Origin of the sequence: Pseudocolwellia antarctica (assembly GCF_049933045.1) — a bacterium.
Taxonomy (GTDB): Bacteria; Pseudomonadota; Gammaproteobacteria; order Enterobacterales; family Alteromonadaceae; genus Pseudocolwellia.
In genome coordinates this window covers 3,636,997-3,652,267 of record NZ_CP187926.1, presented here as the reverse complement: position 1 = coordinate 3,652,267, position 15,271 = coordinate 3,636,997, and the positions used below count along the sequence as shown (strand labels likewise).

Here is a 15,271-nt window from a genome sequence, read left to right as displayed (position 1 = left end):
CATGAAATAAGAGTATTAATTAATATGAATGTTTTTATAAATGGAAAAGGCTTCATTCTTGATGCTACCGAACGTAGAGATAACAAAGAAGATGTTTATATTGCACATGCATTAGAACAATTTCTCAATGAATATCAGCAACAAACTACCTTTGCCGTAGCATTAAATAGCGACTTTGTTGGCAGAGGCGATTACATCAATACCCCAATAAAAGAGGGTGACAGTATTGATGTACTGTTTCCTATTCAAGGCGGTTAACTCGTAAAGGAGAGTTTCATGTCGTTAACAATTTACGGACAAAAGCTAAATAGCCGCTTATTGATTGGTAGTGCTTTGTATTCGTCACCCCAAGTGATGAAAGACGCTATTTTAGCGAGTGGTTCGCAAGTAGTAACACTGTCGTTAAAAAGGCAAAATCCTGAAGAAAATTCAGGTGCCCAGATTTGGCAATATATTCAAGATATTGTTACCCAAACTAACGGTTTTTTACTGCCTAATACAGCAGGCTGTAAAAGCGCTAAAGAAGCGATAACGCTGGCGCAAATGAGTCGAGAGATTTTTAATACCGATTGGATAAAGTTAGAAGTGATTGGCGATGAATATAACTTACAGCCAGATCCAATCGAGTTACTTAAAGCCACAGAGCAATTGATAGCGCAGGGCTTTAAAGTATTACCTTATTGCACTGACGATTTAGTTTTGTGTCAGCGATTAAGTGATTTAGGTTGCGAAGTGGTTATGCCTTGGGCTTCACCAATAGGTACAGGTAAAGGTTTGATGAATCCTTATAACTTAGAAACCATACGCCTACGTTTACCCAATACCACACTGATTTTAGATGCAGGAATAGGTAAGCCGTCAGATGCATGCTTAGCCATGGAAATGGGGTACGACGGAGTATTACTGAATAGTGCGGTGGCGTTAGCCGATGATCCTGTGATGATGGCAAAAGGGTTTTCGTTGGCGTTGCAAGCAGGGGAATTGGGGTATTCAGGTGGGACGATGCCAGAAAGACAAACTGCACACCCCAGCACGCCCACACTCTCTACTCCATTTTGGCATCAAAATTAAACAGTTTGATTTTGTATCTTTGAATTTATGCGTCAGAGGTTCTCATTGGTAATTACCAACTCCGAGCCTCTTCCTTTAAATTCTTTGATACAAGCATCAACCTGAATTAATTTCATAACTATTTTTAATAAGAAGTATGAATTGATAAAACCACTTTACGTTAATAAGAAAATAAAATGACAAAACCGAATAAACCGATTATCTGGACTATTTCTGGTAGCGACTGCTCTGGTGGTGCTGGCATTGCGGCTGATATTAAAACAGGACATGCGCTGGGTGTTGAGGTGTGTCATTTAACTACAGCGAATACGGTGCAGAACTCAGAAAAATTGGTATCGATTAATCCTGTTGATGTGGATATTTTATCTCAGCAAGCAGAGTTATTACTTACCGATAAAATGCCAAATGTCATAAAAGTGGGTTTGTTGGCCAATATTGAACAAGTAAAGTGGCTATCTGTGTGGTTAAGTGAGGTTAAAGAGCGTAATTCGTCTATAAAAGTGGTTTATGACCCAGTTGGGCAAGCATCTGTGGGTGGTAAGTTTTCTCATTTATCGGTTTCTGACCTTCGATTGTTTTTGAAGATGGTTGATGTTATTACGCCAAATAGCCATGAAGCACAATGGCTGGCGACTTCAAAATCGATCGAGGTAAAAGCCTTAGCTGTAGATATTATGAAACTTGGTGTTAATTCGGTCATCATAAAGGGTGGGCATGCTTTTACAGAAGGTGCTTCAAATGAAGACTTTTGTACAGACTACTGTTTACATACTTTAACAGACGATGACTCAAGTAAAATGAGCGAAGATGAAACTATCGAATATGCTTTACGTTCAGCTAAAGTTGATACAAATTATAGTCATGGCGGAGGTTGTAGTTTTGCCAGCGCATTAGCTGCTTTTATTGCACATGGGCATTTAGTTCGAGATGCATTTACTTTAACTAAAGCATTTATTAATCAAGGCTTAAGTAAAAATGCAGGTAAGCATGATCACTACGGTGCTTTTGAGCAAACTTATTGCCCAACCGAAAAAAGCTTTTTCCCAACGGTTTCATCCAGTATTAATCATAAATATCGTAAACTAGCGGCGTTTAAATCTTTAGGGTTAAAGCGACAGACTCATAATCCAAATAGCATGAATAATACAGGCGAGCAAAAGTTAGGTTTATATCCTGTTATTGACTCACTTTATTGGTTGAAGCGTTTATTACCTCTGGGTTTACAGATCATTCAGTTGCGCATAAAAAATAAAACTGAAGCGGAACTTGATGCCATTATTGCTGAAGCCGTTGAATTAGCTAAGCCTTATCAAACTCGTTTATTTATTAATGATTATTGGCAGCTGGCGATAAAGCATGGCGCTTACGGTGTGCATATTGGGCAAGAAGATTTACAAACAACACCTATTGAGCAAATACATAAAGCAGGAATTCGCTTAGGTATTAGTACTCATGGTTGTTACGAATTTTTATTAGCTCAACAATTGAAACCATCATATCTGGCGATTGGGGCTATTTATCCTACTAAAACAAAAAATATGACAGGACAAATTCAAGGCGTAGCAAATCTGGCTGAACTCTTAAACTTAGCTACCGATATTCCCGTTGTTGCCATTGGTGGAATTAATCATGAAAGAGCGCCCGAAGTTTTAGCCACAGGCGTTGATAGTATTGCTGTAGTAACAGGGATCACCGAAGCTGAAAGTCCTGAAGAGTCGGTGAGGTTGTTTCAAAAACTGTTAGGTCATACCTGACATCCGTATGAGTAGATTTTTATTCAATTTGACTGTCAGAAATGCCCATCAAACCCATCATTAGTTAATGGTAATAAAGTTAATAATATTAGTAATGGGTATGATCAGTTATTAAATTCTCAGTGAGAATAAATAATATCAGACATTTTTTGACGATCATCTAGTTTAGACTTGTTGCTTGACAGTACGCTGTTTCTTGAGAGGTAGACTGCTTAATTTGTTGTTTTGTATCAAGTACACTCTCTGCTTTTGGTGACAGTGCTAAAGCTCGCTCAATCAAGATGTTTGCCTTCTCTTTACAACCAAGTTTAGCAAGCACATAGGCATAATTATTTAGGTATGGTACTTGAGTCTGGACTTCGGCTGGCGCCAACTGGTAGCCTTTATGGTACCACTGGGCTGCAATTCTTGGGTTAGTTGGCAAATAATGATTGGCAAGTAAAAAATAAGGTAGCCAGTAGTCTTGCCATTCTTGACTGGCACGCTGCATAGCAGTCAAGCCTGCAGAAGTTTGTCCAGTACTTAGTAAATCTTGGGCTGCTTTGGTATAGATAAATTTGTTAAAGTGCTGACTGCTAACACTGCCAGGTACAGCGGCTAAAAACCAATAATTACTACGCTGCCACGTGCGTTCAAATGTGGCTAGGTTCAGCTTGTGTGCTTTAGTTTCTCCGGTGTGCAAGATAATATTTTCTTCTGCTAAGTCATATCCTATAACCACAGCATAGTGCCACATTGGAAACATCGATATAGAATTGTTCTGCAGTACAATAACAGGGATATTATCTCTCACCAAGCCCAGTAACTGTGTTAAAGAACCTCGTTCTGCATAGGAAAGTAGTCCATTTTGACGGGCACTAGAAATCATTTCGACTTGTAATGTGCCTTCTAGTTCCGGAATGAAAGTAGCTGGTGCAATATCATTAGGTGCAGCATTACCACCATAAAAGTTAATGACTTCTGAAAGAGTCGTCGGCCCACAGAAAAATGCTTGCTGAGGATAAAACGGTACATTTGGAATGGTATGTTGACTAAAACCAAAGTGATTATCTGATAATAACACTTTGGTTTGTATTGGAGTTTGACAGGCAGTGAGTAATAATAAAATACTAACAAACATACTAGTCTTGATGATTATACTCCTTTTGAAACATTAGGAATTAGATAGGTCTAATAAAAGGATAGACGTCTGTAATTCCCATTACATCTAGTACAGCAACTACTACTAGAACAGTTACAACAGTACCTACTATTCCGCCTGCTGGCATATCATTCATCTGTGTATTTAAAGATGCTAATTCTTCTTGTGTCATGTTAGCGATACGCATTTTTGCATTAGCTTGATTTACACCTAAAGCTGCTAACTTTTGTTGCACAGCATCTGAATCTACAAAAGCCAAGACATGTTGTTTATTATAGCTATGTTGTTGACTTGCAAGTACCTGTTCTGAACCATACACTCCGGCAGAAACTTGTCCCAACCCTAATATAAGTAACAGACAACCTAAGGTAGTTTTTATATATTTATTCATAAATTAACAATCCTATTTAATGTGAATCTTATACTTTAAGAGATAAGATCGAATATGCTATGTGATAAAGAAGCGCTTTACCACTACCACTACCACTACCACTATACCTTAATTAAGCAATATAGACTCAAGGTACTTTTTCTATAACTCAATTGTTATCAAGCATTACTCAAGAAACATAATATTTATGACGATTTATGTCTCTAAGGCACAAGCTGATAGACAATACCTTTACCAAACTCAGCTACGTAAATTTCGCCATTGGCATCTATTGCAAAGGTTGAAAGGTTGCCTTGGTTAGATAGTAATTTAGTTGGTGATGTGAAAGACGGGTACTCAGCACTCCAAATATTTCCTGAAACAAAGTCACCGTAAATGTAGTGGCTTTTTAGTTCAGTATTTAGCTCGCCTTGATAAACATAACCTCCTGTAATCGATTGACCTTGGTCACGACCATATTCTAATTTAGGTAGGGTTAAGCCTGTGGTATCGCAATTCTTTTTAGGTTGAAAGCAATGTGATGCTTCCATGGTATTCCAACCCATGTTTTGACCTTTTTCTACTATCGAAATTTCTTCGTATTTATGTTGTCCAACATCTGCAGCAATAAGAGCACCTTGATAAAACGAAAAGCGCCATGGGTTTCTTAAACCATAAGCCCAAATTTCTGGTTCAAAGCTCGCTTGTTTAACAAAAGGATTATCTTGTGGAATCGCATATGGAATATCATCTGTGGTGTTTATATCAATACGTAACATGTTACCTAAAAGTGTTTTAGTGTTTTGACTATGTCCTTTAGGATCTCCACCTGAGCCGCCATCGCCCATACCAATATATAAATAACCATCAGGACCAAAAATAATTTGACCACCATTATGATTACCGTAAGGTTGTTCTATTTCTAGGATGATCTTTTCGTTGGTTAAATTGTAGCTTTTACCTGATTTGTTCAGTGAAAATCTTGAAACACGTGTTCTACGTTCACCTTTTTTAGGAAAGTAATTAACAAATAGAAAGTTGTTTTTAGTTTGATTTTCAGCATAAGAAGGATGAAATGCTAAACCTAATAACCCCATTTCAGAACCACTTTTTACATCAAAGTCATATACCAAATAGGTGTTATTTTTTGATAAGTCTGTGAAGGTGAGTTGTCCTTCTTTACCCGCAACTAACAATTTCTCGCTGGAGTTAGGGAAAAACTTGATATCGGTAGGTTGCTCTAAATCAGTAACTCGAGCTTTTAACTCAACGGCTTGGCTGGCGAAAGATATTAAAAGGACGATAAAAATACTAAATTTCATGGGAGCTCAATGGCGAATAATTAATAACAATAATATTACTTATCGTACGAGTTTTTTCAAGTAGTAGCCTGTAACTAAGTATCTCCATATTCTGTACTCTCACTCCAATTAACATCTTGAAAGGCCACAGGATGAAATAATCATAGGGAGTAGTGCAAGTTCTGAAAATAAGGTAGCTAGTCGATTAGCTACCTATTTATATTTAACCTGAACTCTGGTTATTTAACGAAATGTAGAACTTAACCCTTCTAGTTCATCAGCACTTTTACTCATCTGAGTACTATTTTCATTCACATGCTCAGCACTTTCTGTATTTTGTTTTGAAATGCTTTCAATGGTATAAATGTTTTTATTAATTTCATCAGCAACAACGCTTTGTTCTTCTGCTGCTGTAGCTATTTGTGCAGTAATATTGCTTACGTTATCTATCATAGATTTTATGTTGTTCATTCGTGATTTAGCATCATTAGTACTGACTACACATTGATTAGCATCGTCACTACTTACTAACATAATATTACTCCATGGTTGTTACGAGTTTTTATTAGCTGATCAGTTAAAACCATCTTATTTAGCTATTGGGGCGATTTATCCTACTAAAACAAAAAACATGACAGGGCAAATTCAAGGTGTCGCAAATCTAGCGGATATCTTAAATTTAGCTACAGATATTCCCGTTGTTGCCATTGGTGGAATTAATCATGAAAGAGCGCCCGAAGTTTTAGCCACAGGCGTTTATAGTATTGCGGTAGTAACCGCGATCACCGAAGCTGAAAACGCTGAGGCGTCAGTTGCTTTATTTCGAAAATTACTAAGCCACTAATTTATATACGCCAGTAGTTCAAACGTTTTCTGAATTTTAAGTTTGCTAATATATTTAAAGGCTTAGATTTATTTAAAGGATACTTATTTGCAAGGACATCATCTATTGCTTTGATAACTCTACTAGATGAATTCCCATCAGTATAAGGGTGTGTTTGTGCATTAAAATTTGAGATCTCTTGCATCAGTTCTTGTGGGTACGATAATGCTGTTTCAATAGCTGATTTTAAGTCACTTGAATCATTAATGTTTAGTAGATGAGGTTGTGCATTTATATTTTTAACTGTTACTGCTGGCTTATTTTGAATCATAAACATTGTTAAAGCAGAAGAGGTATCACCCACCATGATATCTGCTTCTTGCAATATAGGAATAAGATCATCAGTTGCTTCATAGTGTAAATTTTTATTTTCTATTGTTTTATATAGCTCAATAACTTTAGGGTCAGATTTTGGGTGTAGCGACACTATCCATTTCCAATCCATAGTTACACTTAATAGCTTAACTTGTGGAAATATATACTCTGCCTGAGTTAGTCGTTTACTAAAAGTAGAACCAAGAAAGATCGTAGGACGTTTATTTTCTTTTGTATCTAACGTTGGGGTAAATAATTTATCGAACGTAGACCAACCCGTTTCGATCACGTTAAAATGTCCATATTTCTGCTGAAGTTCTTTAAATTTATCCGTTGTGTTAGGGCCTTGTGTGCAATAAAGATCAAAACATCCACGTACTTTGAAATGATCATTATTACCTCTGTTGTCCAGTTTTCCTGCATCAAAGCCATGAAAAACTGCAACTTTTAACCCTGGTAAAAAACTAGGTATGCTATTCGAAGGTGCAACGATTACATCAGGGGCGTAATCAAAGATTTCCGCTACCGTATCAATTAAAGATTCTTCTTGGCTAAAGTAGCTTTTAGTTACTCTAGCACCTTCAATAAACCAACTTACTTTATCTCCTCTCGCTAACAATATTTCTTGAAGAGGGCGCAATATAGCAAAACTATAATCTTGCGATATGTAAAAAAGAAAGTTATTCAAGAATGATCTCCTATTTGAATAGAAAAATGTGTTGTGAATGAGCTAAAACAATTACTTATGATAAATGTTTTTAAGATCATACTATATTAAAGCTTCGAGAAGTTAGAAGCTTATTGTAAATTATTTTAATAATGTTGGACTGAGTTTTTAAGAAACGCTTGCTTTATGTATCATAGTGCTCATAGATTTAGATGAGCTTCCAAAACTTACTGTTATTTAGCTACTTATTATATTTAATTAAGCTTTAATACCTAGAAAGGTAGTTTAAGTTATTGCCCATTACTTAGCTCTAATCATAGCCATGATTACTTTGTGTTCTAAGGCACTAACTGATAAACAACACCTTTACCAAATTCAGCTACGTAAATTTCGCCATTGGCATCTATTGCAAAGGTTGAAAGGTTGCCTTGGTTAGATAGTAATTTAGTTGGTGATGTGAAAGACGGGTACTCAGCACTCCAAATATTTCCTGAAACAAAGTCACCGTAAATGTAGTGGCTTTTTAGTTCAGTATTTAGCTCGCCTTGATAAACATAACCTCCTGTAATCGATTGGCCTTGGTCACGCCCATATTCTAATTTAGGTAGGGTTAAGCCTGTGGTATCGCAATTCTTTTTAGGTTTAAAGCAATGTGTTGCTTCCATGGTATTCCAACCCATGTTTTGACCTTTTTCTACTATCGAAATTTCTTCGTATTTATGTTGTCCAACATCTGCAGCAATAAGAGCACCTTGATAAAACGAAAAGCGCCATGGGTTTCTTAAACCATAAGCCCAAATTTCTGGTTCAAAGCTCGCTTGTTTAACAAAAGGATTATCTTGTGGAATCGCATATGGAATATCATCTGTGGTGTTTATATCAATACGTAACATGTTACCTAAAAGTGTTTTAGTGTTTTGACTATGTCCTTTAGGATCTCCACCTGAGCCGCCATCGCCCATACCAATATATAAATAACCATCAGGACCAAAAATAATTTGACCACCATTATGATTACCGTAAGGTTGTTCTATTTCTAGGATGATCTTTTCGTTGGTTAAATTGTAGCTTTTACCTGATTTGTTCAGTGAAAATCTTGAAACACGTGTTCTACGTTCACCTTTTTTAGGAAAGTAATTAACAAATAGAAAGTTGTTTTTAGTTTGATTTTCAGCATAAGAAGGATGAAATGCTAAACCTAATAACCCCATTTCAGAACCACTTTTTACATCAAAGTCATATACCAAATAGGTGTTATTTTTTGATAAGTCTGTGAAGGTGAGTTGTCCTTCTTTACCCGCAACTAACAATTTCTCGCTGGAGTTAGGGAAAAACTTGATATCGGTAGGTTGCTCTAAATCAGTAACTCGAGCTTTTAACTCAACGGCTTGGCTGGCGAAAGATATTAAAAGGACGATAAAAATACTAAATTTCATGGGAGCTCAATGGCGAATAATTAATAACAATAATATTACTTATCGTACGAGTTTTTTCAAGTAGTAGCCTGTAACTAAGTATCTCCATATTCTGTACTCTCACTCCAATTAACATCTTGAAAGGCCACAGGATGAAATAATCATAGGGAGCAGTGCAAGTTCTGAAAATAAGGTAGCTAGTCGATTAGCTACCTATTTATATTTAACCTGAACTCTGGTTATTTAACGAAATGTAGAACTTAACCCTTCTAGTTCATCAGCACTTTTACTCATCTGAGTACTATTTTCATTCACATGCTCAGCACTTTCTGTATTTTGTTTTGAAATGCTTTCAATGGTATAAATGTTTTTATTAATTTCATCAGCAACAACGCTTTGTTCTTCAGCTGCTGTAGCTATTTGTGCAGTAATATTACTTACGTTATCTATCATAGATTTTATGTTGTTCATGCGTAATTTAGTATCACTAGTGCTAACTACACATTGATTAGCATTGTCTCGACTGAGCAACATAATATCGCTCCATGACGCTAAGGTGTTTTGTAAAGTGATTACAGACTTACTAATGTGCTCAGTCGCTGATTGTGTTCGACTGGCTAAAGTTCTTACTTCATCGGCTACAACAGCAAAGCCTCGACCTTGTTCACCAGCTCGCGCAGCTTCAATTGCTGCGTTAAGTGCAAGTAAATTAGTTTGGTCTGCTATACCTGTAATTTCGGCCATTATATGAGCGATGTTATCAACGTCTTGAACTAAACCCTGTGCACTTTCTGCCGCACTTCCGACTTCTTGTGAAAGCTTATTAATTTTTACTTCGTTGTCATCCATGGTGTTAATTGAGTGATCACATTCTTGGACAATATCTACTACCTTGTCATGAGCATCGTTGGTGTTTTTGCTCACCTCACTGATTGTAGCGCTCATTTCGGTGATCGCAGTTGCTAGTTGATCTAATTGGTTATTTTCTTCAAGTAAGCCCGCTAATGTTTGTTCAGAATTTTGGGATAAATCTGATGCCAATTGAGATACAAATACACCTGAATCTCTACTTCTCCCTAATATAGTTCGTACTTTGGCTTGTTGTAATAACGAAGGATATTCTAATAAAGCGGCCATTCCTTTTCCTGCGAACAGCAAGCGAGATGGGCTATCGTATTTGTTTTTAATTTGTTTGATATAACCAGGTAATATGATTAATTCTTCGGTAAAAACAAGAATAAATAAAACAAAGGTAGTAAACTGAATAAGTGCTGCCAACATGCCAAAATTTAGCGCAATAAATGCAGTGCTCACTAATACAATAATCGCAGCGAGTATGCGTTTTAATGAGATATTAAGAGAGAACTCAGCTAAAGATTTTCCAGCATTAAGATCTTTATAGAGTTTTGTTGCTGCAGACTTTTGTTCTTGAGTTGGACAAGTACGTACTGACTGATAACCCATAATAGTATTATTTTCATAAACGGGAGTAATGTAAGCATCTACCCAATAATAATCGTTATTGTTTTTACAACGATTTTTTACCATACCTCGCCATGAGTCACCGCGTTTTAATTTAGACCATAAATCAGCAAAAGCTTGTTTTGGCATATCTGAATGGCGAACAATATTATGGTGTTGCCCAATCAATTCTTTTCTTGAGTAACCCGCAATACGACAAAAATCGTCATTAACATACGTAATATCACCTTTTAAATCTGTGATTGATATTAATTGCTCTGTTGGTAAGAAAGTTATTTCATTCCCTAAATTACTCATGTTATTACCTAATATTCAAGTTTATGATTGTACTTAACTTAATTGTAGGTGAAAAATCAAATAGTACACAAGTTATAAAAGAGGTTTACTTATCAAGTGGTTACATATTTAACGCTAATGCATTGATGTGAAATTATCACAGGCGAGGTTATAAAGTATTAGGCAATAAAAAAGCCACTAGCAAATAGTGGCTTTGATAATAATTTACACTGAGATACTTATCTCAACGCAATAACTTACTTTAAAGAGGCGATAAACTGCGTTAATGCTTCAATGTCAGCATCTTCTAACTTCATGGCAATGTTACGCATCATGCTAGCTTTGTCATTTGAACGTGCGCCAGAGCGGAATTTTTCAAGCTGAGATTGAATGTAAGCTGCATTTTGCTCACCAATTGAAGGAAAGCCAGCTTGTTCCATACCTTTACCTGTAATGCCATGACAAGCAACACATGCAGTAATACCACGTGAAGAATCGCCACCTAGGTATAATTTTCTACCCGTTTCATTACTTGTGTCTGTACCAGCTGATTGCTTTTGTGAAGAAAAGTAAGCCGCTAAGTCAGCCATATCTTGCTCAGATAAAGCCATAGTCATGCCACCCATTACTGGATCTGCACGGCCTTCTTTACCACCTGAAGACATGCCTAATTTAAAATCAGCAAGTTGTTTAGCGATGTAAGCTGCACTTTGACCTGCGATTTTTGGATATATAGTAACTACGCTATTACCGTCTACACCATGACATGCTGCACATATAGCTGATTTGTTCTTGCCAGCTTCAGCGTCGCCTTCAACAGCTGATGCTGTATTTAATGCGCCTAATCCTAATAATAGTGTGAAAAGTATTTTTTTCATAAATGACTCTCAGGTTAACGCTAGTACTTAGCGTGTCATGGGTTAAATAAGGGAATATGAGCGCATTTTACACTAATTTTATGATTGTTAAATATATTCCCATGTATATTCAATAAAATTAGTAAAAATAGCGTGCTGAGAAGCTAAGTTGGCGCTCAGTTAAATTGATCGGATCGTTGGTATAACTTCGTGCCGGACGGTAGCTATCAAGCCAAGTAAATTCTGTAGATAAAAACCAAGGTTTTGAAAGTCGGTAGGTGTAATTTAAGGTAAATGCTTTTCCGCGTTCAGTGTTATCGTCACCTACGGTTGAATCATTATCTTTTACATTAAAGCGCTCAATAAGTGAAGTAATTCTGTGGGCTTTTATTCGTTTAGATAAGGCAATATAACCATTAGTATAATCGTTATTTACCACATCCATTTGTTCAGGGTTTTGCATTAGTGTGTCACCTTTTAAAAGCTGACTGGTTAACAAAATGCCCTTAGGAAGTAACCAACTAAGCTCTATATGCGCAAAACGTGTTTTCCATGCGTATTGACCATTTTCTACAATATAAGGTTTGCCATTATTGTTGTAGTAGCCTGCAGAAATAGCACCTTTTTTATGGAATTTAACTTCAGCTCGAACATGACCGCCAATTCTATCGTCTACGTCTAAAAAAGGGTCTGAGCTTGAAGCTTGCTCAGATAAGTCGTAGCCATCTGCTCGCGCTGTAAATCCAGGTAGCTGAAGTTTTTCGTAATATAAAGTTTGTCGATTACTGATTGTCCAACCATGCCACGACAACATACTACCTGACGGATCGTTATTAACAAAAGCACTTAGACTGAGGGATAAATCAAACGAGTTGTTATTAATTCTGCCCAAGCGGGTTAACGTTACTTCGTTACCCAACACACGAACTTCTTCACCAATCCAAGTATTTAAGCTTGATGAATTTAATGTATTTTTACTCGCCCAAGCATATGCATTATTTTCGAGAGATATTTTAGGGTAAAACACGCCGAGTTTAGTTTGCCAGCGATAGCCTGAAGCATTCGGTAAGCCTGAGTATTTTAAATAACCTTCGGTGAGCCCTAACTTAAAGTCGCCATTATTATTGTAGGCATTAGTAACAATATGTGCGCTAATACCATTATCCCAAGCTAGTGTTAATTGCCCTCCAGCATGAGAAAGAGTGAGTTCTTCACCATCGTCAGAGCCGAACTTTCCGTACCCACCTTTAGTATAACTGGTTAACGAATCGGTTACTGTGGCTCTTAAATCAATCAAACCATGAAAGTTTACTTCTAATTCAAAGGCTTGGATCGGGTTAGCGATCGGTAAACTTAGCAGGAGTAATAGGGCAGCAAAGTATTTTTGCACGGTTTAACCTTGTTCAGACTTAGATGACAATTGTTCTTTCATCCAAGTTGTAAAATCATTCGTCGGTTTAGGTCGGCTAATAAAATAACCTTGCCCAAGTTCACAGCCATGTTTTGCTAACCAACGTAAGGCGAAATCGTCTTCTATGCCTTCTGATACTACAGATAAACCCATGTTATGAGCTAATTCGATGGTAGATCTTACAATAATTCTATCGTCTTCATCTTCATGCAAATGTTGCACAAAAGATTTGTCTATTTTCAGTTCATGTACAGGCAGTTGTTTTAATTGTGCTAATGACGAATACCCTGTGCCGTAATCATCTATAGATATTTTGATACCGGCATCTTTAAAGCGTTGTAATAACTTAATGGCTTCTTCAGGGTTATCAACAACCGCACTTTCAGTGACCTCTAAAGTTACCTTGTTTTCAGGTACATTATTGGCAGTAATCTCATCACGAATAAAGCGATAAAAGTCAGCCTCTTTTAAATCTTCAGCTGATATATTAACTGCTATATTTAGGTCTATTCCATCTGCTCGCCAACTCGCTGATTGTTTAAGTGCTGTAGCTACAACCCATTGTGTTAGCTTATTTATTTGGCCTGTTTGTTCTGCAATATGAATAAAGTTGTCAGGTGGGATCATACCTAATGTAGGATGATACCAGCGTACCAAAGCTTCAGCGTGAGTAACTATATTGGTTTTAAGATCAAGCTTAGGCTGATAATGAAGTTCTAATTGGTTGTCTGAAATTGCGTGTTTTAAATCGTTAATAAGGTTTAAGCGTTCAACACTATTTACGTCTAACGATTTGTCGTAGCAAAGGTAGTTAGCATTGCTTTTACGTGCGCTTTGTAAAGCGGTATCTGCCATTTGTAGTAGTGTTTTATCAACATCACTATGTTCAGGGAAAGATGAAATACCCATACGCACTTGCAGTTGAAGATTAATACCATCGTAATCACAATGATTTTCTAGCGAGGTATTAATGTTGCTTACCAACCCAGAAATTGAGTGCTCATTCTGTTTTTCAAATAATAAAATAAATTCATCGCCGCCAAGATGACAAAGTATATTAAACTTGGATAATTTCGATAAACGTTCTGCTGTGCGTTGAATAAGCCAGTCACCTACATCATGACCTAGCGTCTCGTTTACATCTTTTAAACGACTTAAGTTCATATGAAATAACAGAAAACTGCTTTTATCGTTAATCAGTTGATTCAATGTTTTAACAAGAACATTTCGATTTGGAAGCTCAGTTAACGGGTCGTGATTGGCTCTGTGAGTCAATTCTTGCTCACGCGTAAGAACGGCTTGTTGCATAACATTAAATTCGTTAGCAAGTTGCCCTAATTCACCACTGTCGGTTAAATCGATTTTTTGTTGATAATCACCTTGTGCGATCATCTTAGCTTGTTGTACCAAACGTTTAATAGGCTTAGTTATTGAAGATGCAATCACGTAAGCGCTAGTTAAAGACAGTAATAAAGTAATGAAAGTCAGCATCAGAAACTGCCACCATTGTTCTTGTAATACTTCAACAATGTCAGCTCGTAACGCATACATAGCTAAACCAAATGGTTGGTTGTCGAATTCAGTAATTAACTCACCAATACCTATGTATTCTTCAGGTGTTTTACCTTCAACAATATTTCTGGCGAAGTTAATATCTGCTGTCGGGTTTGACGAAGCAATTAATAGCCATTCATTGTTTTGCTTAAGAATAAAGTCTACTTGTAAGTGAGTTATTTCTAAAAAGTGATCTGCTAATGCCTGGTTTATTTCAAAACCAAAGGCTAACCAACCAATAGTAGAAGAACCAACCGTTAGAGGCGATAAACTGAGTTGGTATAAGGTGCCATCAAGCATGTAAAGGTGGGCTTTGTCTTGGCTTTCTAGCCACTCAGTATGCTTAAATAGTTTGCCTAATTCAGAGCCTTTTTGCACTTTGGTTTTAGCATCATCTACACGAGCAACTTGTAATTGAGCTGTTATAATATTGTCTGCCGAAATCGCCATCGCTAGATCTGCATTGATGCGTTTACGGTGGTTATTTAAAGCAAATAATAAACTGCGGGTGTCGCCTTCAAATACATCTTTAATGCCGTAATCTTTTGCGGCTGTTTCAGCAAAGGCTGCTAGGTAATCACGTTGGCTGTTAAATTGTTCAGTAAAAATGGTTTTAGCAGTGTTTAGCCTATTACTAATTTCTTGTTGTTCTTGAGCATCATTACCTTTTACTAAAGTCCATAATGCAATGGACTGAACTAGTAATAACAACAGAACAAAAAATAGAAAAATTTTAGTTTTTAAGCTTTTCATACTAATACTTTACCTTCGCTT

The 15,271-nt window shown here is 36.7% G+C and carries 14 protein-coding genes; 4 read left to right on the top strand and 10 right to left on the bottom strand.

Annotated elements, in window-relative coordinates:
• Positions 1–24 precede the first annotated feature (24 nt).
• From thiS to thiE, 3 genes are all read left to right on the top strand, one after another.
• The gene (gene thiS / locus ACPUVN_RS15850) at positions 25–258 is read left to right on the top strand and encodes a sulfur carrier protein ThiS (RefSeq protein WP_426359358.1); all 234 of its coding nucleotides are present in this window, start codon (positions 25–27) and stop codon (positions 256–258) included.
• An 18-nt stretch (positions 259–276) separates the two neighbouring features.
• Complete coding sequence (locus ACPUVN_RS15845; RefSeq protein WP_426359359.1) at positions 277–1,071, top strand: thiazole synthase; 795 nt, start codon at positions 277–279, stop codon at positions 1,069–1,071.
• A 176-nt stretch (positions 1,072–1,247) separates the two neighbouring features.
• Entirely contained in the window at positions 1,248–2,825 is a 1,578-nt protein-coding gene (thiE, locus tag ACPUVN_RS15840; protein ID WP_426359360.1) for a thiamine phosphate synthase, read from the top strand.
• Between the two features lie 160 nt (positions 2,826–2,985).
• Here thiE and ACPUVN_RS15835 read toward each other — a convergent pair whose 3' ends face one another.
• The 4 genes from ACPUVN_RS15835 to ACPUVN_RS15820 form a co-directional block, all read right to left on the bottom strand.
• On the bottom strand, positions 2,986–3,945 hold the full coding sequence (locus ACPUVN_RS15835; protein ID WP_426359361.1) for a PA2778 family cysteine peptidase: 960 nt from the start codon (positions 3,943–3,945) through the stop codon (positions 2,986–2,988).
• A gap of 40 nt (positions 3,946–3,985) precedes the next feature.
• Positions 3,986–4,357, bottom strand: coding sequence for a PA2779 family protein (locus tag ACPUVN_RS15830; protein WP_426359362.1), 372 nt, complete (start codon positions 4,355–4,357; stop codon positions 3,986–3,988).
• A 203-nt stretch (positions 4,358–4,560) separates the two neighbouring features.
• The gene (locus tag ACPUVN_RS15825) at positions 4,561–5,658 is read right to left on the bottom strand and encodes a PQQ-dependent sugar dehydrogenase (protein WP_426369429.1); all 1,098 of its coding nucleotides are present in this window, start codon (positions 5,656–5,658) and stop codon (positions 4,561–4,563) included.
• 222 nt (positions 5,659–5,880) lie between these two features.
• The gene (locus ACPUVN_RS15820; RefSeq protein ID WP_426369428.1) at positions 5,881–6,171 is read right to left on the bottom strand and encodes a hypothetical protein; all 291 of its coding nucleotides are present in this window, start codon (positions 6,169–6,171) and stop codon (positions 5,881–5,883) included.
• Here ACPUVN_RS15820 and ACPUVN_RS15815 point away from each other — a divergent pair.
• The gene (locus ACPUVN_RS15815; RefSeq protein ID WP_426370578.1) at positions 6,170–6,481 is read left to right on the top strand and encodes a thiamine phosphate synthase; all 312 of its coding nucleotides are present in this window, start codon (positions 6,170–6,172) and stop codon (positions 6,479–6,481) included. The two genes, ACPUVN_RS15820 and ACPUVN_RS15815, sit on opposite strands and share 2 nt — an antisense overlap.
• A gap of 1 nt (position 6,482) precedes the next feature.
• On the opposite strand, the gene ACPUVN_RS15810 is transcribed toward ACPUVN_RS15815, so the two are convergent.
• The 6 genes from ACPUVN_RS15810 to ACPUVN_RS15785 form a co-directional block, all read right to left on the bottom strand.
• Positions 6,483–7,523 carry a CDP-glycerol--glycerophosphate glycerophosphotransferase gene (locus tag ACPUVN_RS15810; protein WP_426359366.1) on the bottom strand — a complete coding sequence of 347 codons (1,041 nt, stop codon included), beginning with the start codon at positions 7,521–7,523 and terminating at the stop codon, positions 6,483–6,485.
• 317 nt (positions 7,524–7,840) lie between these two features.
• A complete protein-coding gene (locus tag ACPUVN_RS15805; RefSeq protein WP_426369427.1) occupies positions 7,841–8,938 on the bottom strand; it encodes a PQQ-dependent sugar dehydrogenase in 1,098 nt (365 codons plus the stop codon).
• Positions 8,939–9,160: 222 nt separating this feature from the next.
• Entirely contained in the window at positions 9,161–10,696 is a 1,536-nt protein-coding gene (locus tag ACPUVN_RS15800; protein WP_426369426.1) for a methyl-accepting chemotaxis protein, read from the bottom strand.
• Between the two features lie 236 nt (positions 10,697–10,932).
• Positions 10,933–11,553, bottom strand: coding sequence for a c-type cytochrome (locus ACPUVN_RS15795; RefSeq protein ID WP_426359369.1), 621 nt, complete (start codon positions 11,551–11,553; stop codon positions 10,933–10,935).
• A gap of 118 nt (positions 11,554–11,671) precedes the next feature.
• Positions 11,672–12,922 carry a hypothetical protein gene (locus ACPUVN_RS15790; RefSeq protein ID WP_426359370.1) on the bottom strand — a complete coding sequence of 417 codons (1,251 nt, stop codon included), beginning with the start codon at positions 12,920–12,922 and terminating at the stop codon, positions 11,672–11,674.
• A gap of 3 nt (positions 12,923–12,925) precedes the next feature.
• Positions 12,926–15,250, bottom strand: a complete 2,325-nt coding sequence (locus tag ACPUVN_RS15785; protein ID WP_426359371.1) for an EAL domain-containing protein — start codon at positions 15,248–15,250, stop codon at positions 12,926–12,928.
• Between the last annotated feature and the right edge of the window lie 21 nt (positions 15,251–15,271).

Excerpts from the sequence above, each read along its gene's own strand:
- thiS (WP_426359358.1), top strand. The coding sequence starts at position 25 with ATGAATGTTTTTATAAATGGAAAAGGCTTCATTCTTGATGCTACCGAA.
- ACPUVN_RS15845 (WP_426359359.1), top strand. The coding sequence starts at position 277 with ATGTCGTTAACAATTTACGGACAAAAGCTAAATAGCCGCTTATTGATT.
- thiE (WP_426359360.1), top strand. The coding sequence starts at position 1,248 with ATGACAAAACCGAATAAACCGATTATCTGGACTATTTCTGGTAGCGAC.
- ACPUVN_RS15835 (WP_426359361.1), bottom strand. The coding sequence starts at position 3,945 with ATGTTTGTTAGTATTTTATTATTACTCACTGCCTGTCAAACTCCAATA.
- ACPUVN_RS15830 (WP_426359362.1), bottom strand. The coding sequence starts at position 4,357 with ATGAATAAATATATAAAAACTACCTTAGGTTGTCTGTTACTTATATTA.
- ACPUVN_RS15825 (WP_426369429.1), bottom strand. The coding sequence starts at position 5,658 with ATGAAATTTAGTATTTTTATCGTCCTTTTAATATCTTTCGCCAGCCAA.
- ACPUVN_RS15820 (WP_426369428.1), bottom strand. The coding sequence starts at position 6,171 with ATGTTAGTAAGTAGTGACGATGCTAATCAATGTGTAGTCAGTACTAAT.
- ACPUVN_RS15805 (WP_426369427.1), bottom strand. The coding sequence starts at position 8,938 with ATGAAATTTAGTATTTTTATCGTCCTTTTAATATCTTTCGCCAGCCAA.
- ACPUVN_RS15800 (WP_426369426.1), bottom strand. The coding sequence starts at position 10,696 with ATGAGTAATTTAGGGAATGAAATAACTTTCTTACCAACAGAGCAATTA.
- ACPUVN_RS15795 (WP_426359369.1), bottom strand. The coding sequence starts at position 11,553 with ATGAAAAAAATACTTTTCACACTATTATTAGGATTAGGCGCATTAAAT.
- ACPUVN_RS15785 (WP_426359371.1), bottom strand. The coding sequence starts at position 15,250 with ATGAAAAGCTTAAAAACTAAAATTTTTCTATTTTTTGTTCTGTTGTTA.